The following is a 26,485-nucleotide window of genomic DNA, read 5'->3' as shown; positions in this document are numbered from 1 at the left end:
CTGAATGCCAAGCAGAAATCAACTAGTAGTTTTTTACCTGTTAATGACCACTTCGCAAATTTAATGTAGAGCTCATCTATTATCGATTGCGATTAGATGACTGATTACTCTTGTAGTTCGACCGTGAACCGCCTTGACGTTGTGGCCGACTTGAATGTCCGCCATTATTGCTACGACGATTTCGGTTATTATTGCCATTCGGACGTTTGTGATTTGAACCGCCCTGACGATGGAAATTGTTGCGGTGGCCGCGATGGTCATTATTCCGCTTTGGTCGACGATCAGGTAATTCTACCCCGTCTAACAAATCAGACTTAGGTGCTTGACCTGGCTCAGCTAAAGTAAAGTCAACTTCTTTTTGTTCAACGTTGACATTAATTAGCTTGACCTTGACTGGCTGACCGATTCGGTATGTCTGTTTGGTCCGTCGTCCAACTAGAGCCATTTGTTTTTCCAAATATTCGTAATAATCGTCTTGGATCTGACTAATGTGGATCAAACCTTCAACTGTATTTGGTAAAGCAATGAACATCCCAAATTTAGTGACTGAACTAACCACCGCATCAAATTCTTCGCCAACATGGTCAGACATAAATTCTGCCTTCTTCATGGCGTCTGTATCACGTTCAGCAGAAATTCCCCGACGTTCAGCTTCTGAAGTATGAGTTGTTAATGAATCTAACTGATCAGCATACTTGTCTTGTTGTTCTTGACCTAAACCTTGTTCTAGGTATAAATGGATCAAGCGATGCACCATCAGATCCGGATAACGACGGATCGGTGAAGTAAAGTGCGTATAGTCATCCGCAGCGATCCCAAAATGTCCTAAAGGCTGTGGTGAATACTTCGCCTGTTGCATTGAGCGCAAGACCATCGTTGAAACCATGGCTTCTTCCGGCTTGCCAGCAACTTTCTTCAAAATACTCTGCATCATCTTCGGATTAACATCGGTCTTCTTACCAGCCACTTCAATGCCTAAAGTCCCTAAGATCTCAAACAAGTTTTCGATCTTTTCAGGTTTAGGAGTTTCATGGATCCGGTATACGAACGGAACTTTCAATGCATGGAAGTGTGCAGCAACGGTTTCGTTAGCCGCTAACATAAATGATTCCACCATGCGTTCACTGGTCCCACGTTCTCTCAACTGAATATCAGTTGGGTGACCTTGTTCATCCACAATAATTTTGGCTTCGGTATCATCAAATTCAATGGCACCACGACGCTTCCGCATCTTCAACAAAATTTTGTGCAATTCGGCCATGTCCTGGAACATTGGAACAAGTTCTTGATACTGTTCCATCGTTTTTTCATCATGTGATTCGACGATCTTATTGATGGCGATATAAGTCATTCGTTCAGTTGACTTGATCAAACTTGGGAAAATCTTGTGGTTCACGATTTTACCAGCAGCATCAATTTCCATTTCACACGTCATCGCACACCGTTCAACGTGTGGGTTCAAAGAACAGATCCCGTTTGACAGCTTAGCTGGCAACATTGGGATCACGCGGTCAGTCAAATAAACGGAAGTTCCCCGTTCGTAGGCTTCACGGTCAAGCGGTGTACCAGGCTGAACATAATGGGACACGTCAGCAATATGAACACCTAAGTGGAAGTTACCGTTTGGCAGTTTCCACACGTTAACAGCGTCGTCCAAATCTTTAGATTCGATGCTATCGATCGTCACTAATTTTTGGTCAGTCAAATCGACCCGACCCTCACGTTCAGGCTCAGTCACATGATCAGGAGTTTTTTCAGCCTGCTCCATGACATCATCTGGAAATTCATGAGGAATCTCATGTTCATAAACGACCTGCAAGATATCCATTCCCGGATCATTAACATTTCCCAAGACTTTCACGGCAACACCCTTTAATAAGCCAGGTAAAGCCGCACTAGGATAAGCAGAAATATCTGCCAAAATGACTTCTCCGGCAACCGGATGTAAGCCTTTATCTTCTAGTAAAAACTTGAAATTCGATAATTTCTTATCTTTCAAATGTACTAAGCCCAAGATCCCAGCTGGCAAGTTTTCATCAGCGGCATCCTGAAATTCACCCACGACCTGTGTCAGTGAATGTGCAATAATTTCAACAATTTTACCTTCTGGACGTTTGTTGATCTTTGGATCTCCAGCGCCTGTTTCTTCGATCCGAACCTCATCGCCGTTTAAAGCGGACATCGTTGCGGTTGGATTAATAAAATAATCTGGTTGTTCTGGATCAACCGTCACAAAACCATAGCCGCGGTCATTAGCGTGGAAGATCCCCGTTAAGGCTGCGGTGTCTGCTGCGACATTCCATGAGAAGCGACCCTCATCGTCTAACAAGACCTTTTTGTCATGTTCGAGTTGAGTCAAGGCCTGGACTACGAACTTAAACTGTCCAGCACCTTCCATACCGAGCTTTTGAACCATTTGTTCGACAGAAAATTTCTGGGTTGGTTCTGCTTCAAAAAAGCCGGTTAATTTTTCAATTATATTTTCTTTATTCATCTAAATCCCCGTATCATACCAATTTTGACTTTAACAAACAAAAAATCCTCCTGTTTGAACTGTGCAGGAGGTTTTACTTCAAAGTTAATGTGAAGAAATATATACCAAAGCCAGCGCCAAAACGAAAAATAAAACGCCTAAAACAGCTGTGATCTTCTGCATAAAAGCTTCAAAACCGCGTGGCTTTTGTTTACTAAATAGGTCAGCTGCTCCACCTGACAACGCGGACGCGGCATTATCGTTCTTTGCTGGTTGCATCAAAACAGCAATGATAATTAACACTGAGTCGATCAGCAATAGGGTCAATAATGTATTGTACAAACAAGTTTCCTCCTTACCTATCTAGGTAACCTACATCTATTCTAATTTAGCACAAAATACCTGATAACACAATAAGACTCGGCTTGATTCAGCTAGTTTCTCTGTCTGAATTTAATAGTAGTTCTATTATACTAATTTTTTGACCACAACGCAAAAAAGCAACTTTCCCTTTTAAAGAGAAAGCTGCTTAGTTTGGACAACTAATTATTTGTTGAAGTTAACCAATTGTACGTATGATTCTGGAACTAATGAAGCACCACCGACTAAGCCGCCGTCGATATTTTCTTTGCCCATTAATTCTGCAACGTTAGCTGGTTTAACTGAACCGCCGTATTGGATCCGAACTTTGTCAGCAACTGTTTGGTCATACAATTTAGCAACTGTTTGGCGAACAATTCCACAAACTTCTTCAGCTTGGTCAGAAGAAGCTGTTTTACCAGTTCCGATGGCCCAGATTGGTTCGTAAGCAATTACAAGTGAAGCAACTTGGTCAGCTGTCAAATCTTTCAAAGCAGCTGTGACTTGTCCTTCAACCCATTCCTGGTATTTGCCGGCTTCACGTGTTTCAAGAGTTTCACCACAGCAAATAATTGGTGTTAAACCATTCTTAAAGATGGCATGTGCTTTTTTGTTGATGTCTTCGTCTGTTTCATGGAAGTATTCGCGACGTTCTGAGTGACCAATAATTACGTAGTCAACGCCCATTTCAGCTAAAACTTTTGGTGAAGTTTCACCAGTAAAGGCACCTTCATCTTCGAAGTAGCAGTTTTCAGCGGCAACTTTCAAACTTGAGCCGGCACGGTTTTCGAGCAAGGCTGGCAAGTCAACGGCAGGAGCACCGATTACGGCTTCTACACTTCCGTCTGTTGGTAATTGATCTTTAACAGCTTTAACAAATTCAGCAGTTTGTTCTGGGTTCATGTTTAATTTCCAGTTACCTGCAATAATTGGTGTACGCATTAAATATCTTCTCCTTTTAAAAAAATAATTGCGGGCCGTACTAACAACTCGCAACTATCATAAATTTTTTATTTTCTAAATGACTATTTATCTGAAACGGCTGCAATACCTGGTAATTCTTTACCTTCAAGGTATTCCAATGAAGCTCCACCACCGGTAGAAATATGTGTCAGTTGATCACTAACGCCAAGTTCCTTAACAGCGGCTGTTGAATCACCACCACCGACGATTGTTGAAGCATCAGTCAAAGTACCTAAGAATTCACCAACTTCAAGTGTTCCTTTAGCAAAGTTGCTCATTTCAAAGACACCCATTGGTCCATTCCAAACAACTGTCTTAGCATCTTTTAAAGTATCCTTGAACAATTCAATTGATTTAGGACCGATATCCAATGCCATTTGGCCATCAGGAATGTCGCCTTCAACAACTTCGCTAGGTGCATCGTTGTTAAATTCTGGGGCAACAATGTTATCAACTGGCAAGACTAACTTGTCGCCAGCTTTGTCGATAATCTTTTTAGCCAAATCAATCTTGTCTTCTTCAACTAAAGAGTTACCGATCTTCAAGCCTTTAGCAGCGTAGAATGTGTAAGTCATCCCACCACCGATAATAACTTTGTCAGCTTTTGACAATAAGTGATCGATCACACCGATCTTGTCAGAAACCTTAGCACCACCAAGAATAGCAACAAATGGGTGCTTAGGGTTATCCACAGCATTACCTAAGAACTTGATTTCTTTTTCTAATAAGAAGCCGGCAGCAGCTTGGTCCATGTTGCTTGCAATACCAACGTTAGAAGCGTGTGAACGGTGAGCTGTACCAAAAGCATCGTTGACGTAAACGTCGCCAAGAGAAGCCCAGTACTTGCCAAGTTCAGGATCGTTACCTGATTCTTTTTTGCCATCCAAATCTTCGAAACGAGTATTTTCAACTAACAGCACGTCGCCGTCAGCCAATTTACCAATAGCTTCTTCCAATTGAGGTCCACGTGTTACAGGAACGAATGTGACTGGTTTGTCGAGTAATTCAGCTAAATGCTGTGCTACTGGACGTAGAGTTAATTCTTTCTTGTCTTCTTCCTTCTTCACACGGCCAAGATGTGAGAACAAGATGGCTTTACCACCATTTTCAGTAATATACTTGATTGTTGGTAATGCAGCTACCATCCGGTTATCATCACCGATTTTGCCGTCTTTCAAAGGAACATTAAAGTCAACACGGATCAAGACTTTTTTTCCTTTAAGATCTTTAAGATCTGAAACTGTTAATTTAGCCATTGAAAATCCTCCATTGATTTATCCAAGTTTGTCAACGAGTCCAAGCTGCGCTAGCAAACTTTAAACTTATTTCAAAGAAAAAGCGGAGGAAGTTTTGCCTCCCCCCGCCTTAATTAGCGCCATGCAGGCGTCATATTCGCTTAAAGGCGAATATTAAAGCATGCTAGCAAATTTTTCAAGTGTACGGATCATTTGTGCAGTAAAACCAGATTCGTTGTCATACCAAGCAACAGTCTTAACAACTTGTCCTTCGCCTTCACCAACAACTTGTGTTTGTGTAGGGTCGAATACTGAACCAAATGTTGTTCCGATGATATCTGAAGATACGATGCTGTCAGCATTGTAACCAAATGATTCGTTACCATCAGTAACTTTCTTAACAGCAGCATTAACTTCGTCAGCTGTAACTTCTTTGTCCAAAGTTGTAACTAATTCTGTCAATGAACCTGTGATAACTGGCACACGTTGTGCATGGCCATCCAATTTACCGTTCAATTCAGGAACTACCAAGCCAAGAGCTTTAGCGGCACCAGTTGAATGAGGAATTGTGTTAGCGGCAGCGGCACGTGCAGCACGAACGTTACCCTTCTTGTCAGGACCATCTTGTAACTTCTGTGTAGCTGTGTAAGCATGAACAGTTGTCATTGTACCTGCTTTGATACCAAATGCATCGTTAACAGCCTTTGCAAGAGGTGCCAAGCAGTTTGTTGTACATGAAGCAGCTGAAACGATCTTGTCGTCGGCTGTCATTGTGTCATCGTTAACACCGTAAACGATTGTCTTCATGTCGCCAGCTGGAGCTGAAACAAGAACACGTTTTGCACCTGCGTCCAAATGAGCAGTTGCTTTTTCTGTAGATGTGTAGAAACCTGTTGATTCAAGTACCAAATCTACGCCGTCATTCTTAACCCAAGGAATATTGCGTGCATCAGCTTCTGCATATACAGGGATTGTCTTGCCGTCAACAACAAGAGCATTGTCTGTTGCTGAAACTTCGCCAGCAAATTGACCATGCGCTGTATCATACTTCAACAAATGTGCGAGCATTGCTGGAGATGTTAAATCATTAATCGCAACAACTTCCAAATCCTTTGATGTTTCTGCAATACGACGGAATGCCAAACGGCCGATACGGCCAAAGCCATTAATACCTACTTTAGTAGTCATACTAATATTTTCCTCCTTTAGGAAATAAAAAATTTATTTTAAAAGATAATGCCGCTAAACACTACCCTTTTAAAATCACATTTGCAGCCCCTTCGTCAGTAATTAAAAACGTCTGACTTGGAGCGAGTTTCATATATGCTGCCAACGCATGACCTTTTGAAGCACCACCGGCCACGGCAACAACACACTTCACCGACACGAGATCCTTGAGTTGCAATCCAATCCGTGAAAGCTTCTTAATGATCTGTCCTTCTTTATTGAAGAAATAACCAAAGGCTTCCCCGACAGCGCCGTTGCTTTTCAAGAAGTCAATTTCACTTTGAGGCATCGAACGTCTCTCCGCCATCGGAATTGCTTCACCAACGCTATGGATCACCGCATTACTTCGTTTGATCATTGCGATCACTTCCTGCACTGCAGGTTCACGTAATAACGGCTCATAAGTTTTCTCGCTGACATGTTCAGGAACATATAACGCCCGGTGCTGTCCGGCTGTTTGTTCAGCCATCTGTGCACAAACGTTATTGGCCTGGACATCGACTCTTTCTCCGATCCCGCCACGGGCAGGTACGAACATCAAGTCGCGTTGTTCTGATAGTGAATCATCTAAGGAGTGGGCCACGGTGGCCATGGTTGTTCCACCCATTACAGCGATAATATTTTCACCCAACGGAAGCAGTGCCTGTAAAATATCATTCACAGCCTGTCCCATCAAACTGACAACATTTTCGCTTAAATCACTATCTCCAGGAACTACCAAGCAACGTTTACCTTGAAACAAGGCATTTAACTTTTGCTCAGTTGCTCGTAACGGTAACATTTGATTCATAAAAGCAGTCAAACTTCGAACGACCAATGCACCGTTCTCTGTCAAACTCATGCCCGCCTTGCTAGAGCAAATTAGGCCTTGTTCTTTCAGAAAATCAGTTTCAGTCCGTAAAACGCGCTCACTTAAATTAAGTTGAGCAGCTAAACTTCTACGTCCTACTGGTCGATCAGTTCCAATTGACTTCAAAACCAGAAACCGCCGACTTAAGACATTGATCATATCGGGAACGACAGCTTGAATCCACTCAAGTTCTCGGTGCATTGCTTGTCTCTCCCTTTGGGACTGATAATGTCCAACAATCTATTTAAATAAGTTCAACAGTTCCACTGAAAACTCACTGGGCTGTTTCCTTATTTACAAGAAAATTATAACAACAATGACCATTTATTGCAAGCCATGTGAACTAATTTTTTCAAGTAATTTTCTAGGCGTTTCATCAAAATTCAGCTTTTCTTCTCAACACTGACGGTTAATTAGCCGATATTTGTGAAAATACGAATTATTTTTATGAAAGGCTGTAGCTACCCATGAAATACCAGAACGTTATTTTTTCACGAATATTTCTTTCTCCGGCTTGAGCCGCTGATTCCGAGTTGTTCACGGTACTTTGCTACCGTTCTGCGGGACAATTTTAGTCCCTCTTTAGCTAATAAATCACTGATTTTTTGATCAGATAACGGCTTAGCAGGATTTTCGGCCATAATTTCGGCCTTGATCCGGTCCTTCACATCTTGCGCCGTTAATTTTTCTCCAGTTTGACTATAATTAACTGCCTGTGAAAAGAATGATTTTAATTCATAAACTCCATTTTTAGTTTGCAAGTACTTACCATTTACTGCTCGACTAATAGTCGATTCATGCAAGTGGAGGTGGTTAGCCACATCACGTAATAACAACGGTGTTAAAGATTGGCTAGGATCTAACAAAAATGCTCGTTGATACTTAATGATCTCATTGCCGACCCGCAGTAAAGTCGTTCCCCGCTGTTCAATGTCCCGGTAGATCTCTGCATAATCTTTTTTCTTACTTTCCGCATACTTTTTGACTTGCGGATCATCACTTTGCAACATTTCTTGAAAATAATTATCACGAAAAACAACTTTCGGGTGCGTCTGTTTCGTCATTTTCAAAGTTAACTCATCATTTGGTCCCACTTCTAAAATTAAATCTGGTCGAATGTATCCCACTTCATCTTGACTATACTCAGCACCTGGTGCTGGTGACAGAGTTTGAATATAGTCTAAGATCTCTTGCAGCTGGCCTAGCGTTAAATCATACTTTTTAGCCAATGGCTGCCATTTCCGGTCAACAAACGTTTCAAAGTCGCTGCTGATCACTTCTTCAGCACCAAGCGGCGCAAAACGATCATGTTGGATCTGCAACAGTAAACACTCTTGCAAGTTCCTTGCCCCCACACCAGGTGGATCTAATTCCTGTAGTAAGGTCAAAGCATCGATCAAGGTGATTTTATCCAGCAAATCACTAGTTAACAGTTGCTCAAGATCCAGATCTAAGTATCCGTTTGAATCCAAATGTTCAATTAAAAAAATAACCCAGCCACGCAATGGCGTTTTTCTCATGGTCAAATGAACCTGATCTAGCAGGTAGTCATCTAGTGACCGTTGTTTTCTGCTGGTAGTATATTCAGTCCAATCAGTTTCACTACTTGCAGCACTAGTTGTGCTAATAACATTCGCACTGCTCCCCTGTCGCCGCGGATTAACGACGATAAACGGATTTTCTAATTCCTGTTGTTTTAAGAAGCTTTGCAACTCATCGGCACTAAACTTCAGCATTCGGATCGATTGCTGCATGCTTTGTGTCATCGCAAGCTTTTGGATTTGATTTTGTTGTTGACTAAAATCCTGTTGCAGTGCCATACAAATTTCTCCTTTTGACTTTTTACATAATTATTTATAAATTTACCTTGTAATTCTATTTCATTTACGTTAAAATAATCTAGTACGCGCCGGTAGTGTAATGGATCGCACACAAGATTCCGGTTCTTGTAATCAGGGTTCGACTCCCTGCTGGCGCATCATTGAATTAACGGTTGAAGCTTGAGTGATCAAGCTTTTTTTGTGTCCTTTTTTTGGAATCCGTTCTCAACGATCCCACCAAAATTCGAACGATCAGTCAGTTTGAGCCAGCGCTTTCTTTCAAGTGAATCCACGCTTTACTGCTCTTTTAAGACTGTAGTATTATTATACATTTATTCGCGAAATTCGTCTATCGCGGTGCACGTATCAGCTGGTTCCAGACTGGAAAAATCGTGCCAAGGTCCCTGACATTACTATCGGTCAAAAAAATCTTAAATTTAAGCAAAAAAGAAGTGCGAAAAGTTTGACCTTTTTTGACCTATAAGGTAAACTATAAATCAAAGCCATGAAAGCGAATTTCATGCAAGAAATTTTGAAACAGGAGGTTTTTGAATATGAATTTAGTACCTACAGTCGTTGAACAGTCTCCCCAAGGGGAACGTGCTTATGACATTTATTCTCGTTTATTAAAAGACCGGATCATCATGGTCTCAGGTGAAGTTACTGATGATATGGCTAATGCTGTGATTGCTCAGTTACTTTTCTTAGATGCACAAGATTCTGAAAAAGATATCTACATGTACATCAACTCACCAGGTGGTTCTGTTTCAGCTGGTTTGGCAATTTACGATACCATGAACTTCGTCAATTCAGATGTCCAAACAATTGTTTTAGGGATGGCAGCTTCAATGGCTTCGATCCTTTCAACTGCTGGTGCAAAGGGCAAGCGTTTTGCTTTACCTAACTCTGAAATCTTGATTCACCAACCATTGGGCGGTGCTCAAGGTCAATCAACTGAAATTCAAATCGCTGCTGAGCACATTTTGAAGACACGGAAGCTGATCAACCAGATCTTATCCGAAAGTTCTGGACAAGACCTTGAAACAATCAACCGCGATACTGAACGTGATCATTTCATGACTGCTCAAGAAGCCGTTGACTATGGTTTGATCGATGGTATCATGAAAAACAAAAAGCAAGCTAAATAAACAATGATTTAAAAAGAGGCGTTATTCCTGAAAATGGAATAACACCTCTTTTTTATTTTAGCTAAAAGTTCCGTCTCGGACTTTAGCAGCGTACTCATTGAGTTTGCGCAGACGGTGATTGACTCCTGATTTAGAAATTGGACCGCCTTCGACCAAGTCCCCTAGTTCCTTCAAACTAACATCTGGATGAATCACCCGAGCTCGCGCCACTTGTTGCAACTTAACAGGCAGCTTGTTTAACCCCACTGTCTCATCCAAAAACTCAATATTTTGTATTTGCTTAGTAGCTGCATCGGCAACCTTATTCATATTCGCATTTTCACAGTTCACGATCCGATTGACCGAATTTCGCATATCACGCATGATCCGAATATCTTCAAACTTCAGCATCGAACTCGTTGCACCAATCAGGGATAGAAAATCAGCAATCTTCTCCCCTTCTTTTAAATAGGTGATATAGCCGCTGCGCCGCTCTGTTTTACGTGCGTTGAGCTGGTAATGGTTCATCATCTCGCAGATCGAGTTGTTATGTTCTTCGTATAAAGAATAAATCTCCAAGTGGTAACGGCTGGTCTCCGGGTTATTGACCGACCCAGTCGCTAAAAAGGCACCGCGCAAGTAAGAACGTACTGGCCCATCGGTAGTCAAAAAGCTATTTGTCACTGTTTGTTTAATTTGAAGACCATCGATAATATCCAAGTCTTCCAAAACGTAACTCGTCCCCGTCCGCAAACGTACAATGTACAAGTTATTTTTCTTTAACTTCATCTTCCGCCGCACCATTAACTCACTTTTAATGCCATAAAATTTTTCCAACAGCCAATAAATTCTCCTGGCTGTTGCCGGATTTTCCGTTTGAATGCTTAACACGAATTGGTGGTCGATCAAGCTCAACGCGCCGTTCATTCGAATCAGTGCCATCAGTTCGGCCTTACCATTTTGTTCGTGACTAACTTCTAAGGTCGTTAACTCTTTTTTGACCTCACTAGCATATGACATTTAACTGCCTCCTTCCCTAGACAAAACTAAGGGTGCGCCAGAAAACTTTCCAGCCCACCTTAATTTTTTGTGCCCTGTTTTTAATTAAAACGATCAGCGACCCACGAATTCGGTCGTCCCGCTAACCTGATCAATTCATCCACAACTTTGTTTTCGTTATGGAAAACTCCTTGATTCCGCAGTTCCAAAAAATTATCTGAAATTACCCGACAATTTTGTTCACGCAACCCATTAAAGTCATACTTGACCTGGTCTAAAATTTCATTATATTTCTGATGATTCAAATAATCCTGCGGCACTGGTTCCGTATTGACTAAAACAGTGTCCACAAAATTCTCATGCAAATGCCGGTTTAAAACTCGCACGTGGTCAGCATCCGTAAACTTCTCGGTTTCCCCTTTTTGCGTCATGATATTACAAATGTAAACCACTTCAGCCTGAGTTTGGCAGACCGCTTGACCTACATTTTCAATCATCAAATTCGGTAAGATACTCGTAAACAAACTCCCAGGTCCTAAGACGATCTGATCAGCTTCCAAAATTGCGTCAATTACTTCCTGACGTGCTTCTGGTTTCGTGCCATTCGTGCTGGTGACCCACACTTTTTCAATGTTTTTTCCAGCAGCTGTAATTTCAGCTTCTCCAGCCAACTGCGTTCCATCGCTAAATTCAGCGTTTAAAACCAACGGAACACTTGCAGCAGGGTAGACTTTTCCATCGACTCTCATTAACTGTGACAGCTTCTGTACCGCCAAAAAAATATCGTCGCCATTCATTTCGGACAATGCTGCAATAATTAAATTACCGATCGCATGTCCTGAAAAAAACTGATCTTGACTGTTAAAACGATACTGAAAAATATCCTCATAAATCTCTGGCACATCTGCCAGTGCGACCAAAACATTCCGAATATCTCCAGGCGGGACCACGTTGATATAATCCCTGATCACGCCGGAAGATCCGCCATCATCGGCAACGGTCACAACGGCAGTGATATCGGCGTTTTGTTTATGCAACCCGCGCAAAACGACTGGTAGACCAGTCCCTCCGCCAATCACCACGATTTTAGGGCGCTGGTTATTCCTGTTAAGATTGATCATGAGCGGTTCACAGTCTCCTTCCGCTTGTTCATATCACGGTGTGAGATGCGGACCGGATACTGTTTTTGTAATCTTTGCCCGATCATCTGAGTCAAAGCAACTGAACGATGTTGCCCGCCAGTACAGCCAATGGCGATCACAACACTTGATTTTCCTTCATTCACGTAGCCAGGTAAAATTTCTTCTAACAAGCCCGCAAACTGTTCATAAAAGCTTTTTGCCCCTTTTGAACTCATCACATAGTCAGAAACAGGTTGGTCTAAGCCAGTCTGATCCTTTAGTTCTGGAATATAGTATGGATTAGGCAAAAAGCGAACATCCATCACAATATCAGCATCGATTGGCAACCCATATTTAAACCCAAATGACATTACTTCCACGTGGAAAGGTGTTTCCTTGCCGCTTTCAAAAGTATGGAAAATTTCTTCCCGTAATTGACGCGGTGACAGCTTGGTAGTATCGATCACCAGCTGAGCTTGGGTCTTAATTTCAGCGAGTAATTCTCTTTCCTTGGCAATTCCGTCCAATAAGCGACCGGCTCGTGCCAAAGGATGTGCCCGCCTGGTTTCCTTATACCGAGCAACTAATTCTTCATCGGAGGTATCAAGAAAGACGATCTTAATATGGACCGCCTGATGATCTTCGACGCTTTGTAAAATTTCAATAATTTGGTCATAAAAAGACCGCGAACGCAGATCGATCCCTAAGGCAACTTTTGTAACCTTCCCTGAATCTTGCAATAATTCATAAAACTTAGGGATCAAGCTGGGCGGCATGTTATCAATACAGAAGTAGCCTAAATCTTCAAAACTCTGCATGGCCACAGTTTTACCTGCCCCACTCATCCCAGTTAATATTACTAATTCAAATTGTTCACTCATTATTGCTCCTCCAATTTCAAACATCCTTGATAACAATACCACAACAATCCGGGCGTGTCATCATATTTTATTCTTCTTAAGTTATTCATTACTAACAGTTAAGCTTCTTGACCAAAAATTTTAAAGGCAATCTCGGTCCCCGTCGGTGTGGCAGCCAGACCCCCTAAGCCTGTTTCCCGTAATTCACGCGGCATTCTTTGTCCGACGTCTTTCATGGCTAAGATCACTTCATCTGCCGGGATCTGGCTCGTCAATCCCGCCAAGGCCAGATCAGCTGCCGCTAAAGCATTAACGGCCCCTACCACATTACGATTCACACAGGGGATCTCGACTAAACCGGCCACAGGATCACAGACTAAGCCTAACAAATTGCTGAGGGCAAAAGCAAAGGCCTCCGCTGATTGTTGCGGGGTCCCGCCACTAGCTTCCACGGCTGCGGCAGCTGCCATCGCAGAAGCACTTCCCACTTCAGCCTGACATCCTCCTGTCGCCCCGGCAATCGTTGCGTTGTTTGCCACAATAAGTCCAAAGCCGCTGGCACAAAACAGAAAATTCACTTCGTCTTCTTCACTCAGCGCTAATCTTTTTTTCAAAGCAAATAACACTCCTGGTAAAGTCCCCGCCGAACCGGCTGTTGGTGCAGCGCAAATGACACCCATCGCGGCGTTGACCTCATTGGTAGCCACTGCGTTTTCTAAGGCCGTTAAGACAGTATCTCCCGACAGGCTATGGCCCTCCTGGTGATATTTGACCAATTTGGCAGCCTGCTGTCCAGTTAAACCAGTCCTTGAAGCAACACCTTTTCCGTGGGTCCCGCGCACCGCTGCAGCGTGCATTGCCCGGAGCTGGGTCTGCATTTTAGTTCGGACTTCTGCGACCGTTTTTTTCGAAAGTTCACATTCTTGTTCAATCATTAGCTCGGCCAGCGAGAGTTGTCGTTCTTGTGCGGCCTGCACAATTTCTGCAATACTTTTGTACATTTTTCCACCTAACATCCTAAAGACAAATTAAGTTATGACACAACTGTGAGAGTTCCAATTCACTTTTTGGTGCAATTTCTTTTTGTAAATTCAGTGCATACAAATTTTCCGTTTGATTTAACTGACAAAAATTTTGGGCGGTCACTACCACTGACAGCGTCGCCATTTTTGCCAAAATCTGCGGTAACCGGCTGGGCGGACAAGAAAAGAGCAGGACTGGCAGAGGACCAGGTAATTCCAAGGTCTTTTCTCCCAGCTGAATTTGTTTGACCTCGATTTTACCGCCGCCGATCGAATCTCCCCACAAACTAACTTTCTTCTGCCCGGCCCACAAGGTCAGTTGCGCCGTATTGGGATGTCCAAGCGGGCTGGGAGTCTGCATTTCATTGATCTGCACGGGAATGCCCAGTTCATGTACCAGGTCCAAGGACTCTGGCAACCGCGGATCATTGGTTTCCATCCCTAAAATTCCCGCAACAATGGCAAAATCTGTTCCGTGCCCAGCGTGGGTCTTGGCGAAAGACTCGTAATAATCGATTTGAATCTTGTCCGGACGTGTGGGTAAGAGCTTACCGGCAGCAAAGCCTAATTTAGCTGCACCAGCTGTATGCGAACTCGACGGCCCCACCATCACTGGTCCCACGATATCAAAAACACTCTGATATTTTTCATTCATCGTTGCCGCCCCTTTTCTGCCGCTCTATTCCAGACTGTTCCAATTACTTCCAATTATATATTTTTTAAGGCCGTTAGCAAACAGGCAGTTCAATTTTTCCCGAAGAAAAAAGACCCAGGTTTTGCCCTGAGTCTTTTTGCTAATGCTTATTCAACTACTTTACGTTCATATGGTTCGGAAGAAATTCCTTCGCTCAAGATTTTTTTAGACCATTCTTGGGCTGAGAACAAGGAGTGATCACGGTAATTACCGCAACTCTTAATATCAGTACCTTGCACATCTTCCCATGAAGCTTGAGATATTTCTTCTAAGGATTTTTTCAAAGCCCGTGCCACTTCAACGGTGTCATGTTCACCCCAAGTGATCAAATGAAAACCTGTCCGGCAACCAAATGGAGAACAGTCGATCACACCATCAAGATGGTCACGTAAATATCCTGCCAGCATGTGTTCGATCGTATGCAAACCTGCCGTTGGAATTGCGTTTTCATTGGGCTGCACTAAACGTAAATCATAATTAGCGATCACGTCGCCCTTTGCGCCTTCTTCTGTCGTGATCAAACGAACATAAGGTGCCTTAACTGCTGTATGATCCAATGTAAAACTTTCAACTTCTGCCAAAATCATCTCTCCAATCTTGAATTAGATCCATTAAAGTTACTTTAGCATTTACCGCCCAAAATGCAAATCATTCGCTCACTTATTCGTAAGTGCCATTTGCTAAAATATCCTTTAAATATTGACCGGTATAACTTTCAGGACAGGCAGCAACGTCTTCTGGGGTCCCAGTCACAACGACTTGGCCGCCGCCATCGCCGCCCTCAGGTCCCAGGTCGATCAAATGGTCAGAGGTCTTAATGACATCCAAATTATGCTCGATCACTAAGACCGTGTTGCCCTTATCAACTAACTGCTGCAAGACTGCCAACAAGTGTTTCACATCTTCAGAATGTAAACCAGTCGTTGGTTCATCTAAGATATAAAAAGTTCTGCCGTTTGACTTCCGGTGCAGCTCTGAAGCCAGCTTCATGCGTTGGGCTTCCCCACCAGACAAGGTCGTTGCTGGCTGCCCCAGTTTAACGTAACCTAAACCGACATCCACGATCGTTTGCAGTTTGCGCTTGATCTTAGGGATAGGTGCAAAGAAATCCAAAGCTTCTTCCACCGTCATCTCCAAAATTTCCGCAATTGTATGTCCTTTATACTCAATTTCCAAAGTTTCAGAATTAAAGCGTGTTCCATGACAAACTTCACAGGGAACATAGACATCCGGCAAGAAGTTCATCGCAATTTTGATGATTCCATCACCCTTGCAGGCCTCACAGCGGCCACCCTTGACGTTAAAACTAAAACGTCCTTTGTTGTAACCACGCATCTTAGCTTCATTCGTTTGGGCAAAAAGAGTCCGAACGTCATCAAAGACACCCGTATAAGTCGCCGGGTTACTGCGGGGAGTTCGACCAATTGGCGATTGATCAATATTGATTACTTTTTCCAGAGACTCATAGCCGCTGATCGTCTGGTATTTACCCGGCTTTTCAGAGTTATGTGTCAGCTTTTGTGCCAAAGCACGCTTCAAGATCATATTGATCAAAGTCGACTTGCCGGAACCTGAGACCCCAGTTACCGTAATAAACTTGCCTAATGGGAATTTAACGGTTAAGTCCTTTAAGTTGTTTTCACTAGCCCCAGTGACTGTGACAAACTCACCATTACCAGCACGCCGTTTTTTAGGAATTGAAATATACCGTTTGCCTGCTAAATACTGACCGGTGATCGACTTTTTAGCCCGTTGGACTTGTTTAGGAGTTCCGCTCGCCATGACTTGACCACCGTTAACTCCGGCTCCTGGCCCAATGTCAATAATATAATCAGCGGCGCGCATCGTATCTTCATCATGTTCGACCACGATCAAGGTATTTCCCAAATCACGCATTTTTTTCAAAGAGGCGATCAAACGATCATTATCTCGTTGGTGTAAACCAATTGATGGTTCATCCAAGATATACATCACACCAGAAAGGTTAGAACCAATTTGTGTGGCTAACCGAATTCGCTGAGCTTCCCCACCAGAAAGAGTCCGGGCAGAACGGCTTAAGGTCAAATAATTGAGGCCTACATTTTGCAAAAAGGCTAACCGATCCCGAATTTCTTTTAAAATTGGGCGAGCAATCTGTTCATTTTGTTCTGAAAAATGTAAGTCATTAAAGAAGTCTAAGGACTCGCCAATGGCATAATCTGAAACTTCCCCAATGTGCTGACCGTTGATCTTAACTGCCAAAGCTTTTTCATTTAAACGATAACCATGACAAGCCTGACAAGTTAAACTCGTCATATACTTGCGCATCACATCGCGCGTAAAGTCACTGTTTGTTTCGTGGTACCGCCTAGAAACGTTGTTAACGACCCCTTCAAACTGCATATCAAGGTCACGTTTACCGCCAAAGTCATTTTCAAAGACAAAGTGGAAAGTCTTCTCGCCCGCTCCGTATAAAACAATATTTTGTTGTTTTTTAGTTAATTTTTTAAATGGCGTATCCATATCAATTCCGAATTTTTCACAGGCCTCTTGCAACAGAGTCGGGTAATATTGTGAACTGATCGGATTCCACGGTGCTAAAGCCCCTTCAGTTAAAGTCTTATTCTTATCGGGCACAACTAAGTCCACATCGACTTCTAATTTCACACCCAAACCGTCACATTCTGGACAAGCCCCAAATGGTGCGTTAAACGAAAATAGTCGCGGCTCTAATTCCCCAATCGTAAATCCGCAATACGGGCAGGCAAAATTTTCGGAAAACTGGAGCGTTTCACCATCGATCACATCCGCAAATGCATAGCCGCCTGACAAACGCAGCGCTGATTCAAAGGAATCAAACAGCCGGGACCTCGCACTAGGTTTGACCATGATCCGGTCAACCACGACTGAGATCGAGTGTTGCAAATTCTTGTCCAGCTCAATGTCTTCTTCTACGTCATGCATTTCACCATCAACAATTAAGCGCACAAAACCTTCACGTTTAATTTTCGCTAATTCTTTCTTATGTTGGCCTTTTTTAGCCCGGACTACCGGTGCCAAAATTTGCAGTTTAGTCCGTTCTGGTAATGCCAAAACGCGGTCAACCATCTGTTCCGGTGACTGGCTCGTAATTTCGTGCCCATCGTTAGGACAGATTGGCGTGCCGACTCTCCCCCACAATAAGCGTAAATAGTCGTTAATTTCTGTGACAGTTCCGACCGTTGACCGTGGATTTTTCGATGTCGTCTTCTGGTCGATCGAAATTGCGGGCGATAAACCATCAATTGAGTCCACGTCTGGCTTATCCATTTGACCTAAAAACTGTCGAGCATACGCGGACAAACTTTCTACGTAACGACGTTGGCCTTCAGCATACAAAGTATCAAAGGCTAGGGAACTCTTCCCTGAACCAGATAGTCCGGTCATGACAACTAACTTATTTTTCGGGATCTCAACATCAATATTTTTCAAATTATGCGCGCGTGCGCCATGGATCACAATTTTATCTTGTGCCAACCTATTTCCCTCTTTCACACTGTTCTTAGCTAACTAACGGTGTCGCAGTCTATTCGATCTCTGCTTTCAATTCTAAGATGGTATCACGTAAAGTGGCAGCATCTTCAAAGTTTAACTGCTTGGATGCTTGCTTCATCTGGTTTTCTAGCCCAGCAATCATTTCTTTTTGCTCAGACTTCTTCATCTTAGCAAAGTCAACGACTCCTGTGTCTTCTGTTTTACCTGAAACTGGTAAGACACCTGAAATAGAAGCCCGGATCTCTTTTTTGATCGTTTGCGGCGTAATTCCGTGGTCCTGGTTGTACTGTTGCTGAATCTGACGCCGGCGAGCTGTTTCATCCATCGCCTTTTGCATCGAATCAGTGACTTTATCAGCATACAAGATCACGTGGCCGTGTTCGTTCCGCGCTGCCCGTCCAATCGTTTGGATCAACGAACGCTCATTGCGTAAAAAGCCTTCCTTATCAGCATCCAAAATTGCGATCAACGAGACTTCCGGCACGTCGATTCCTTCTCGTAACAGGTTGATCCCGACCAGCACATCAAACTTCCCTAGCCGTAGGTCGCGGATAATTTCAGTTCGTTCCAAAGTTTTAATATCTGAATGCAAGTACTTGCCCTTAATGCCCAGTTCCTTGAAGTAGTCACTCAGATCTTCTGCCATCTTCTTAGTTAAAGTCGTTACAAAGACCCGTTCATGATTCTCAACGCGGGCGTTGATCTCACTGACTAAGTCTTCCATTTGACCCTCAGTCTTTCTCACTTCGACTTCTGGATCCAACAAACCTGTTGGTCGAATAATTTGTTCAACTACATCATCAGTTTGTTCATGTTCATATGGTCCAGGAGTGGCAGACATATAGACGATTTGATGAACATGTTTTTCAAATTCAGCTAATTTTAACGGCCGATTATCCAAAGCGCTTGGCAAACGAAAACCATAATCAACTAACATTTGCTTCCGCGACCGGTCCCCGTTGTACATCCCGCGAACTTGAGGCATCGTTGCGTGTGATTCATCCACCACGATCAAAAAGTCTTCTGGGAAAAAGTCCAGTAAGGTATATGGCGGCTGTCCCGGTTTTCTGCCATCCATATGGCGCGAATAATTTTCGATTCCAGAACAATACCCCATCTCTTTTAACATTTCAATGTCATAGGTCGTCCGTTGCTCTAATCGTTGTGCTTCCAGGAGTTTATTATCGGCCCTTAATTTGGTCAGCTGCTCTTGTAGTTCAGCACTGATTCCATTGACGGCTTCTTCCATTCGCTCTTCATTCGTCATAAAATGGGTCGCTGGAAAGATTGCCACGTGTTCTCGTTCACCCAAGATCTCACCCGTTAACGGATCAACTTCGCGGATCCGGTCGATCTCATCGCCAAAAAATTCCACGCGTAACGCCCGGTCATCATGTGAGGCAGGGAAAATTTCCACGACATCCCCGCGAACCCGGAAACGTCCCCGTTGAAAATCAATATCGTTGCGTTCAAACTGAATATCTACCAGTTGACCTAATAAGCGGTTACGTTCAATTTCTTGCCCCACTCGAATCGAAATGGTGTGGGCCTGATATTCGGTAGGATCCCCTAACCCGAAAATGGAAGACACTGAAGCCACTACGATCACATCATTACGTTCTAATAATGAACTCGTCGCTGAATGGCGCAGTTTATCAATTTCATCGTTAATACTTGAATCTTTTTCAATATAGGTATCACTCGAGGGAACGTATGCTTCTGGTTGATAGTAGTCGTAGTAACTAACAAAGTACTCCACCGCATTATTAGGAAAGAATTCTTTAAATTCTCCATATAATTGACCCGCTAAGGTCTTATTATGAGCTAGTACTAGTGTCGGTTTGTTGATATTTTTAATGACGTTTGAAATCGTAAAAGTTTTCCCAGTCCCAGTCGCTCCTAACAGGATCTGTGCCTTTTCTCCCTGTTCAATGCCCTCTATTAACTGTTTGATCGCAGTCGGTTGGTCACCAGTCGGCTGGTACTTAGAAACCAAGTCAAATTCACGTCCATCTTGTCTTTCGATCACAATTATTCCCCCAATCATCTCTCCGTTTTTGGCCATAGCCAGCACAATATATTGTAGCATACCGAACATGTTTTCGCGATAATTTTAACTTCTTTTGCCAAATGAATTCCGACCATCAGCGTAAAAAAACAGCCGGTTCAGCCGGCATCACACTTCCCTATTCAGAAGTGTGACACTAGCTAAAACCCGCTGTTTTAAAGTTGAGCTGCATGAAACAGAAAGTTCCGTTTCACTCAGTGTTTTAATTACTCTTGTGTAAACTCGTTGAGTGCTTTTTCAAAGCCTGCCCGTTTTTCGGCGGCTTCTGCTGCAGTAGCTGCTTGAGTCCCGATATAGAATTTAATCTTTGGTTCAGTCCCAGAAGGACGAATGGCGATCCAAGTTCCATCGGCTAGCAAGTATTTCAAGACATTGGCTTGTGGCAAGTTAATTGTTTCGACCGTACCATCTGCCAAAGTCTTTTCAGATGTCGTAAAGTCTTCTAATGCTGCCACCTTGAAGCCGGCAAATTCACTAGGTGCTTCTTTGCGGAACTTAGTCATCAAGGCTTCGATCTGTGAAGCGCCCTCGATTCCGTCAAATGTTAATGAAATTGTCTTTTCAGCGAAGTACCCATATTCGGCAAACAAATCTTGTAAACCATCATAGAGGTTCTTGCCTTGTTCGCGATAAAAGGCTGCAACTTCGGCTAACATTACTAAGGATTGAATCGCATCTTTATCACGCACGAATGGTTTCGTTAAGTAGCCATAGCTTTCTTCAAACCCAAACATAAAGGTCTGTTGGTGATTAGCTTGGAATTCCTTGATTTGTTCGGCAATAAACTTAAAGCCGGTCAAAACATTGATCATCTTAGTGTGATGCTTTTCAGCGATCTTTGTCGCAAATTCACTAGAAACGATGGATTTAACTGCGGCCGCATTGGCTGGCAATGTCCCAGCTTTTTCATGCGCTACCAAGATGTAGTTTAACATCAAGGCTGCGATCTGGTTACCTGTCAGTAATTGATATTCACCATCTGGCTGACGAACAGCGGCACCCAAACGGTCAGCGTCAGGGTCAACCGCGATCAGCAAGTCAGCATTTTGCTGCTGACCCAACTTGATTGCCAAATCAAAGGCAGCTGGATCTTCTGGATTAGGTTTTTTAACTGTCGGGAAGTCGCCATCTGTGATTGCCTGTTCAGGAACCATCGTGAAGTTCTTAAAGCCGGCCTGTTTCAAAGCTTTTTCACCCAACATTGCACCCGTTCCGTGTAATGGGCTAAAGATCAGCTTCATGGTTTCGCCTTCTTTTTCAACCAACTCACGGTTGATCGTTACCTGGTTAACTTCAGCCAAATAATCTTGGTCAACTGCATCACCGATAATTTCTAGTAAGCCGTTTGCCAAGAGATCATCTTTGTTTGCGACCTTGATTGCAAATAAATCTTCGGCTTGGCGAATATATTTCGTGATCAGATCTGATTCCTTGGGTGGCATCTGTGCCCCATCTTCACCATAAATCTTGTAACCATTATATTCTTTCGGGTTATGGCTGGCAGTGATCATGATCCCAGCATAAGTGTGTAAGTGACGAACTGTGTAAGACAATTCTGGGGTTGGACGAAGGCTTTCAAACACAAAAGCTTTGATGTTATGAGCGCCTAATACCCGCGCTGCTTCATACGCAAATTCTTGTGAATGATGACGTGAATCATAAGAAATCGCCACACCGCGTTGCTTAATTTCAGCAGCTAAGGTCTCCATAAAGGAGGCTAGTCCTTCCGTTGCTTGACGAACCGTGTAGATATTCATGCGGTTCACACCTGCGCCAAGAATCCCGCGCATTCCGGCTGTTCCAAATTCAAGCGGTGCATAAAAAGCATCTTCTAATGCTTCTTGGTTTCCAGCTAAGGAATCCAATTCTTCTTTTAAACTTGCTTCTAAATTAGCGTTATTTTTCCAAACTTCATAAGTATCTTCCCAACTCATTTAGTTCACTCCTCATTAATTTACATCTCACTCTAGTATAGCCATTCAGTCGCTTGATTACCACTAAAATCCAGATTTTTGCCAGCGCTTCCGCATTTTGGCTGCAAAATAACCCGCTGTGATCGTCGTCGAACTATCCAAAATGGGACTTTCCTACAGTGACTGCTCGACTGGGACCAACTTCGACTGACTTACACCCAGTTACAACTCGACTGGGGCCAACTTTGCCCGACTTACAACCAGTTGAAAACTAAGCAGATCGTACTTCTTAGTCAGTTGCTCAAACTAGGACTTTCCGTCTAGCCAAGACCAGTCTTGGGCTAGTGCTCGAGCTCTCCCTCAGTTCACTTCACTACGTAAAGAAAAAAGAGCCATTCAATTTAATGAATGACCCTTCCTCGTAACACTCTTAATCTTTGCTTAATCTCCTAATGACTGGAGGTAGTTAAAGGCTTCTTGTCCAGCAATACCACCATCACCAACAGAAGTTGTAATTTGTCTTAAATCTTTTTGACGAACATCGCCGACTGCGAAAATTCCGGGAACCTTAGTTTCCATCTTTTCGTTTGTCACGATCCAGCCCTTTTCATCGGTGATCCCTAAGTCTAAAAATGGGGCCGTCATTGGCTGGTTACCAACGTAAATGAAGACACCATCAACGGATTGCTGGCTATCTTCGCCGGTCTTTTTATTATGGGTCGCAACTCCAGTGACTTTTTGGCCATCACCTAAAATTTCAGTCACGATCGTATCCCAAGTAAAACCGATTCGATCATTTGCGAAAGCACGGTCCTGCAAGATCTTTTGGGCCCGTAATTGGTCGCGCCGGTGAATAATATTGACGCCAGAGGTCATCTGTGACAAATATCCGCCTTCTTCAACGGCAGAATCTCCGCCGCCGATCACTGCAACTGGTTTATTCTTAAAGAACGCACCATCACAGACAGCACAGTACGATACACCTCGGCCGCCATATTCATCTTCGCCAGGGACACCAAGTTTACGATACTCAGAGCCAGTCGCAATGATCAATGCATGGGTTTCATAGGTCTCACTATCTGTCACAACAGTCTTTAAACCATCGTCGCCAACAGTTACACTATCAACACTGCCATAACCATATTCGGCATCAAATTGAGTTGAACTTTGATACATCTTTTCAGCGAGGTCTGGGCCTAAAATTGACTTGAAACCCGGATAATTTTCCACCGCAGCCGTATTGTTCATCTGGCCGCCATAGATCCCACGGTCCAACATCAATACTGAGAGGTTTGCCCGTGAAGCATACAAGGCAGCGGTCATACCACCAGGTCCTGCCCCAATCACGATCACATCATAACTTTTTGCCATCAACTTATTCCTTCCTTCTCTTTTTACCTTATGTCTATATTAACTTACTTTTTGTAAGTTGTCTAGTAAAAAGCTGTTCTTCTGTTAAATTTTCTATTTTCTTTTTGTTTCTTCTTTGTTCAAGGCAATTTGGCCATCCAAATACCACGGAGCATATGGCTGCCAGTAACGCCGATGAAATAACCACAGAAATGACCCAACGAATAAAGCAACCGACAACCACTGGGAAACTCTTAATGGTCCTAACATCAAACTGTCAGTCCGCATTCCTTCGACAAAGAAGCGGCCAAAGGCATACCAGATCACATAAGCAAAAAAGACTTCTCCTTGTTTAAAGAGGTGCTGTTTTTGCCGTAAGACAGCTAAGACAATAAAACCTGCCACATCCCAGACTGACTCATACAAGAAAGTCGGCTGGTAATAGATCCCGCCGATCTGCATTTGTTCAACGATAAATTGCGGCAAATGCAGTTTGTGTAAAAAGGCCAGAGTCGTTGCTCGTCCATGGGCCTCTTGGTTCATGAAATTCCCCCAGCGTCCGATTCCTTGCGCTAAAATCACATTCGGCGCAATGACATCCAAAAATAACCAGCTCGAGATTTTTTGGTGGCGGCAATACAATAGTAAGACGATCACCGCTGCGATCAAACAACCATAAATTGCGATCCCGCCATCCCAGATCCGATAGATCTCAGACGGATGAACGACATAATACTTCCACTCAAAAATTACGTAGTACAAGCGCGCACCAATGAGCGAAAATGGCAGTGCCCAAAGCAGAAAGTCATAAAAATAATCGTCTTTGAGTCCCCGCTTTTTCCCTTCAGTTACTGATAAGGTTGCGGCTAAAATCACTCCGCAGGCAATAATCACACCATACCAGCGAATCTCAAAGGGTCCGAAATCTAGTGCGATCGGATTTAAAGCACCCAAGAATAATTCCATTCTTCAATTCTCTCCTTACAATCAGATTAAGACTAAATTATTTGAATAATCAAGTAATTTAGTCTTAATTAGTTTCTATGTTTAAGTTTGATTTTCAATTCTTAGTGGACAGAATTTTTCTCGATCAACCGACTGAGGTTATCTTCAAATTTCTGTGTGGCATCATAACCCATTGATTTAGCGCGGAAGTTCATGGCCGCAGATTCAATAATGATCGCCATGTTTCGGCCAACTTTAACTGGTATATTGATTTTTGGCAAGTCAACATTAAAGAGTTCAAAGACCTCTTCTCCACTGCCTAAACGATCATATTGCTTATCTGCCGACCAATTTTCCAGGTTAACTACTACTGAGATCTGGGTATTTTGCCGGACAGAACCCGCACCGAAGAGGTTCATCACATCAATGATCCCCACCCCGCGAATTTCTAAGAGATGGTTCAAGATCTCAGGTGCTTCGCCAACCAAAGTTCGTTCGTCTTGTTGATAAATTTCTACCCGGTCATCCGCGATCAGACGGTGACCACGTTTGATCAATTCCAAGGCGGTTTCTGATTTACCAACTCCAGAATCACCTGTGATCAAGACTCCCAAGCCATAAATATCCATTAAAACGCCATGAACCGAGCGACGGATCGATAACTTAGCTTGTAAGTAATCTGTTAGTCGAGAAGACAACCGTGTCGTTGACAGTTTAGACCGCAAAATTGGAATATTATGCCGTTTGCCCGCTTCTTCTAATTCGATCGGGACTGGCAAAAAGCGAGAAACCACAAAACATGGGGTATTCTTACCGCACATTTTATCCATGATCCGCGCCCGTTCATCTTGTTTCATCTTATGCGAATAAGAGATTTCCGTCATGCCCAATAGCTGCACCCGTTCCGCTGGGTAATAGTCAAAATACCCTGTCATCTCTAATCCTGGTCGTGAAATATCACTCGTGACAATAAAACGGGACTCAAGGTTAACTCCCCCGCTATAAACTACCAAGTCGCATTCATCCACCAGTTCTTGTACACTGACTTTATTCAAATTGAAACCTCCCTGGACATCATTTAATTTGCTATAAAAAAACATGAAATCTTTCTTGTTTTTCTCTGAAAGCAGCTAGACCAATTCCTTTTCTATCACTATTATACAGTTTTTAACCAGAAAAGCGATCAGTAATAATTAGGTTCACCAAACTCAAAATGATCGAGACCAAAAATGCGCTGCCAAAACCAGCAAAACTGAAAACGGCACTGCCGACAAAAAAGGACGTCATTTCCAGAATAAAAGCATTGATAAACAAGTAGAAAAAACCCAGTGTAACCATTGTGATCGGTAAGGACAAGATCACTAAAATTGGTTTCACAAAAGCATTTAACATACTTAATACTACTGCTGCTAAAATGGCGACCCAAAAGCTGGTAACATGAAAATAGTTGGGTAATAAACCAGCAACCGCCACAAAAATCAACGCATTGATCAAAACACGCTTAATAAAATTCACTTAATCTTTCCTTTCATGTGCATCATGCAAAACTTTACGCTGCCGTTGTTCTGGACGAGCACCTGGTGCAGTTTTGCCAGCTGCTTGGTCAGTCATATTATGGAAAAATGATGACCAAGTTCCGCCAGCAGTTTCTTGCGGTAATGCCAAATACAAAATTAAATACAATCCTAGCGGCAAAATCATGAACCGTCCTGAAAATGAGCATAGGATCGCAAAGATCAGGTAACCGATCCGCACGTTTTTAGCCGGCCAGTTAAAATATTCAGCGATTCCACCACAAACTCCGGCTAAATAACGGTTTGTTGCTGAACGACGTAATTTTTTCTTCAAAAAGCATTCCTCCAAAAGGTTTCACGAGTCTTCACTATCTTACTATTTTATCTCCATTTAAGACACCATCATTAATTCTACAAGCTAACGGCAAGGA

General features: G+C 43.0%; 22 protein-coding genes and 1 tRNA gene. 2 read left to right on the top strand and 21 right to left on the bottom strand.

Going from position 1 to position 26,485, the window contains the following annotated elements; genetic code table 11:
* Positions 1-79 precede the first annotated feature (79 nt).
* From rnr to rpoN, 7 genes are all read right to left on the bottom strand, one after another.
* The gene (gene rnr, locus LPAF129_RS02510) at positions 80-2,494 is read right to left on the bottom strand and encodes a ribonuclease R (protein WP_244054582.1); all 2,415 of its coding nucleotides are present in this window, start codon (positions 2,492-2,494) and stop codon (positions 80-82) included.
* Positions 2,495-2,578: 84 nt separating this feature from the next.
* Positions 2,579-2,815: a preprotein translocase subunit SecG gene (gene secG, locus LPAF129_RS02505; RefSeq protein WP_244054581.1), complete on the bottom strand. Its 237-nt coding sequence runs from the start codon at positions 2,813-2,815 to the stop codon at positions 2,579-2,581.
* A gap of 204 nt (positions 2,816-3,019) precedes the next feature.
* Positions 3,020-3,775, bottom strand: coding sequence for a triose-phosphate isomerase (tpiA, locus tag LPAF129_RS02500; RefSeq protein ID WP_244054580.1), 756 nt, complete (start codon positions 3,773-3,775; stop codon positions 3,020-3,022).
* 83 nt (positions 3,776-3,858) lie between these two features.
* Positions 3,859-5,052 (bottom strand): phosphoglycerate kinase, encoded by a 1,194-nt coding sequence (locus tag LPAF129_RS02495; protein ID WP_244054579.1) that lies wholly within the window; start codon positions 5,050-5,052, stop codon positions 3,859-3,861.
* A gap of 153 nt (positions 5,053-5,205) precedes the next feature.
* On the bottom strand, positions 5,206-6,219 hold the full coding sequence (gene gap, locus LPAF129_RS02490) for a type I glyceraldehyde-3-phosphate dehydrogenase (RefSeq protein ID WP_244054578.1): 1,014 nt from the start codon (positions 6,217-6,219) through the stop codon (positions 5,206-5,208).
* A 61-nt stretch (positions 6,220-6,280) separates the two neighbouring features.
* Positions 6,281-7,309 (bottom strand): sugar-binding transcriptional regulator, encoded by a 1,029-nt coding sequence (locus tag LPAF129_RS02485; protein ID WP_244054577.1) that lies wholly within the window; start codon positions 7,307-7,309, stop codon positions 6,281-6,283.
* A gap of 290 nt (positions 7,310-7,599) precedes the next feature.
* Positions 7,600-8,928, bottom strand: coding sequence for an RNA polymerase factor sigma-54 (gene rpoN / locus LPAF129_RS02480; RefSeq protein WP_244054576.1), 1,329 nt, complete (start codon positions 8,926-8,928; stop codon positions 7,600-7,602).
* 86 nt (positions 8,929-9,014) lie between these two features.
* Here rpoN and LPAF129_RS02475 point away from each other — a divergent pair.
* Together LPAF129_RS02475 and LPAF129_RS02470 are read left to right on the top strand one after the other, a co-directional pair.
* A tRNA-Arg gene (locus tag LPAF129_RS02475) sits at positions 9,015-9,086 on the top strand.
* A 396-nt stretch (positions 9,087-9,482) separates the two neighbouring features.
* Positions 9,483-10,076, top strand: coding sequence for an ATP-dependent Clp protease proteolytic subunit (locus tag LPAF129_RS02470; protein ID WP_244054575.1), 594 nt, complete (start codon positions 9,483-9,485; stop codon positions 10,074-10,076).
* Between the two features lie 57 nt (positions 10,077-10,133).
* Here LPAF129_RS02470 and whiA read toward each other — a convergent pair whose 3' ends face one another.
* The 14 genes from whiA to LPAF129_RS02400 all read right to left on the bottom strand — a co-directional run bounded on the left by whiA (position 10,134) and on the right by LPAF129_RS02400 (position 26,388).
* The gene (gene whiA, locus LPAF129_RS02465; protein WP_244054574.1) at positions 10,134-11,075 is read right to left on the bottom strand and encodes a DNA-binding protein WhiA; all 942 of its coding nucleotides are present in this window, start codon (positions 11,073-11,075) and stop codon (positions 10,134-10,136) included.
* Positions 11,076-11,155: 80 nt separating this feature from the next.
* The gene (mgfK, locus tag LPAF129_RS02460) at positions 11,156-12,175 is read right to left on the bottom strand and encodes a gluconeogenesis morphogenetic factor MgfK (protein ID WP_244054573.1); all 1,020 of its coding nucleotides are present in this window, start codon (positions 12,173-12,175) and stop codon (positions 11,156-11,158) included.
* On the bottom strand, positions 12,172-13,056 hold the full coding sequence (gene rapZ / locus LPAF129_RS02455; protein WP_244054572.1) for an RNase adapter RapZ: 885 nt from the start codon (positions 13,054-13,056) through the stop codon (positions 12,172-12,174). Before rapZ ends, mgfK begins: the two co-directional genes overlap by 4 nt.
* A gap of 98 nt (positions 13,057-13,154) precedes the next feature.
* Positions 13,155-14,036: an L-serine ammonia-lyase, iron-sulfur-dependent, subunit alpha gene (gene sdaAA, locus LPAF129_RS02450; RefSeq protein ID WP_244054571.1), complete on the bottom strand. Its 882-nt coding sequence runs from the start codon at positions 14,034-14,036 to the stop codon at positions 13,155-13,157.
* Between the two features lie 16 nt (positions 14,037-14,052).
* The gene (locus tag LPAF129_RS02445; protein ID WP_244054570.1) at positions 14,053-14,712 is read right to left on the bottom strand and encodes a serine dehydratase beta chain; all 660 of its coding nucleotides are present in this window, start codon (positions 14,710-14,712) and stop codon (positions 14,053-14,055) included.
* Between the two features lie 146 nt (positions 14,713-14,858).
* Entirely contained in the window at positions 14,859-15,332 is a 474-nt protein-coding gene (locus LPAF129_RS02440; protein ID WP_244054569.1) for an S-ribosylhomocysteine lyase, read from the bottom strand.
* A gap of 79 nt (positions 15,333-15,411) precedes the next feature.
* Positions 15,412-18,246 (bottom strand): excinuclease ABC subunit UvrA, encoded by a 2,835-nt coding sequence (uvrA, locus tag LPAF129_RS02435; protein ID WP_244054568.1) that lies wholly within the window; start codon positions 18,244-18,246, stop codon positions 15,412-15,414.
* Between the two features lie 49 nt (positions 18,247-18,295).
* Positions 18,296-20,293, bottom strand: a complete 1,998-nt coding sequence (gene uvrB / locus LPAF129_RS02430) for an excinuclease ABC subunit UvrB (protein WP_309296495.1) — start codon at positions 20,291-20,293, stop codon at positions 18,296-18,298.
* Positions 20,294-20,538: 245 nt separating this feature from the next.
* Positions 20,539-22,266, bottom strand: a complete 1,728-nt coding sequence (locus LPAF129_RS02425; protein ID WP_244054567.1) for a phospho-sugar mutase — start codon at positions 22,264-22,266, stop codon at positions 20,539-20,541.
* A 420-nt stretch (positions 22,267-22,686) separates the two neighbouring features.
* Positions 22,687-23,616: a thioredoxin-disulfide reductase gene (gene trxB / locus LPAF129_RS02420; RefSeq protein ID WP_244054566.1), complete on the bottom strand. Its 930-nt coding sequence runs from the start codon at positions 23,614-23,616 to the stop codon at positions 22,687-22,689.
* 93 nt (positions 23,617-23,709) lie between these two features.
* Positions 23,710-24,561: a prolipoprotein diacylglyceryl transferase gene (lgt, locus tag LPAF129_RS02415; RefSeq protein ID WP_244054565.1), complete on the bottom strand. Its 852-nt coding sequence runs from the start codon at positions 24,559-24,561 to the stop codon at positions 23,710-23,712.
* Between the two features lie 101 nt (positions 24,562-24,662).
* Positions 24,663-25,595: an HPr(Ser) kinase/phosphatase gene (gene hprK, locus LPAF129_RS02410; RefSeq protein WP_244054564.1), complete on the bottom strand. Its 933-nt coding sequence runs from the start codon at positions 25,593-25,595 to the stop codon at positions 24,663-24,665.
* 112 nt (positions 25,596-25,707) lie between these two features.
* Positions 25,708-26,055, bottom strand: a complete 348-nt coding sequence (locus LPAF129_RS02405; RefSeq protein ID WP_244054563.1) for a phage holin family protein — start codon at positions 26,053-26,055, stop codon at positions 25,708-25,710.
* On the bottom strand, positions 26,056-26,388 hold the full coding sequence (locus LPAF129_RS02400; RefSeq protein WP_244054562.1) for a PspC domain-containing protein: 333 nt from the start codon (positions 26,386-26,388) through the stop codon (positions 26,056-26,058).
* Between the last annotated feature and the right edge of the window lie 97 nt (positions 26,389-26,485).

It is taken from the genome of Ligilactobacillus pabuli, from assembly GCF_022836475.1.
Classification (GTDB): domain Bacteria; phylum Bacillota; class Bacilli; order Lactobacillales; family Lactobacillaceae; genus Ligilactobacillus; species Ligilactobacillus pabuli.
Note: the sequence above shows the minus strand (reverse complement) of the source record. Positions and strands in the feature narration are given on the sequence as shown.

Excerpts from the sequence above, each read along its gene's own strand:
- rnr (WP_244054582.1), bottom strand. The coding sequence starts at position 2,494 with ATGAATAAAGAAAATATAATTGAAAAATTAACCGGCTTTTTTGAAGCA.
- tpiA (WP_244054580.1), bottom strand. The coding sequence starts at position 3,775 with ATGCGTACACCAATTATTGCAGGTAACTGGAAATTAAACATGAACCCA.
- LPAF129_RS02495 (WP_244054579.1), bottom strand. The coding sequence starts at position 5,052 with ATGGCTAAATTAACAGTTTCAGATCTTAAAGATCTTAAAGGAAAAAAA.
- gap (WP_244054578.1), bottom strand. The coding sequence starts at position 6,219 with ATGACTACTAAAGTAGGTATTAATGGCTTTGGCCGTATCGGCCGTTTG.
- LPAF129_RS02485 (WP_244054577.1), bottom strand. The coding sequence starts at position 7,309 with ATGCACCGAGAACTTGAGTGGATTCAAGCTGTCGTTCCCGATATGATC.
- rpoN (WP_244054576.1), bottom strand. The coding sequence starts at position 8,928 with ATGGCACTGCAACAGGATTTTAGTCAACAACAAAATCAAATCCAAAAG.
- LPAF129_RS02470 (WP_244054575.1), top strand. The coding sequence starts at position 9,483 with ATGAATTTAGTACCTACAGTCGTTGAACAGTCTCCCCAAGGGGAACGT.
- whiA (WP_244054574.1), bottom strand. The coding sequence starts at position 11,075 with ATGTCATATGCTAGTGAGGTCAAAAAAGAGTTAACGACCTTAGAAGTT.
- mgfK (WP_244054573.1), bottom strand. The coding sequence starts at position 12,175 with ATGATCAATCTTAACAGGAATAACCAGCGCCCTAAAATCGTGGTGATT.
- rapZ (WP_244054572.1), bottom strand. The coding sequence starts at position 13,056 with ATGAGTGAACAATTTGAATTAGTAATATTAACTGGGATGAGTGGGGCA.
- sdaAA (WP_244054571.1), bottom strand. The coding sequence starts at position 14,036 with ATGTACAAAAGTATTGCAGAAATTGTGCAGGCCGCACAAGAACGACAA.
- LPAF129_RS02445 (WP_244054570.1), bottom strand. The coding sequence starts at position 14,712 with ATGAATGAAAAATATCAGAGTGTTTTTGATATCGTGGGACCAGTGATG.
- LPAF129_RS02425 (WP_244054567.1), bottom strand. The coding sequence starts at position 22,266 with ATGAGTTGGGAAGATACTTATGAAGTTTGGAAAAATAACGCTAATTTA.
- trxB (WP_244054566.1), bottom strand. The coding sequence starts at position 23,616 with ATGGCAAAAAGTTATGATGTGATCGTGATTGGGGCAGGACCTGGTGGT.
- lgt (WP_244054565.1), bottom strand. The coding sequence starts at position 24,561 with ATGGAATTATTCTTGGGTGCTTTAAATCCGATCGCACTAGATTTCGGA.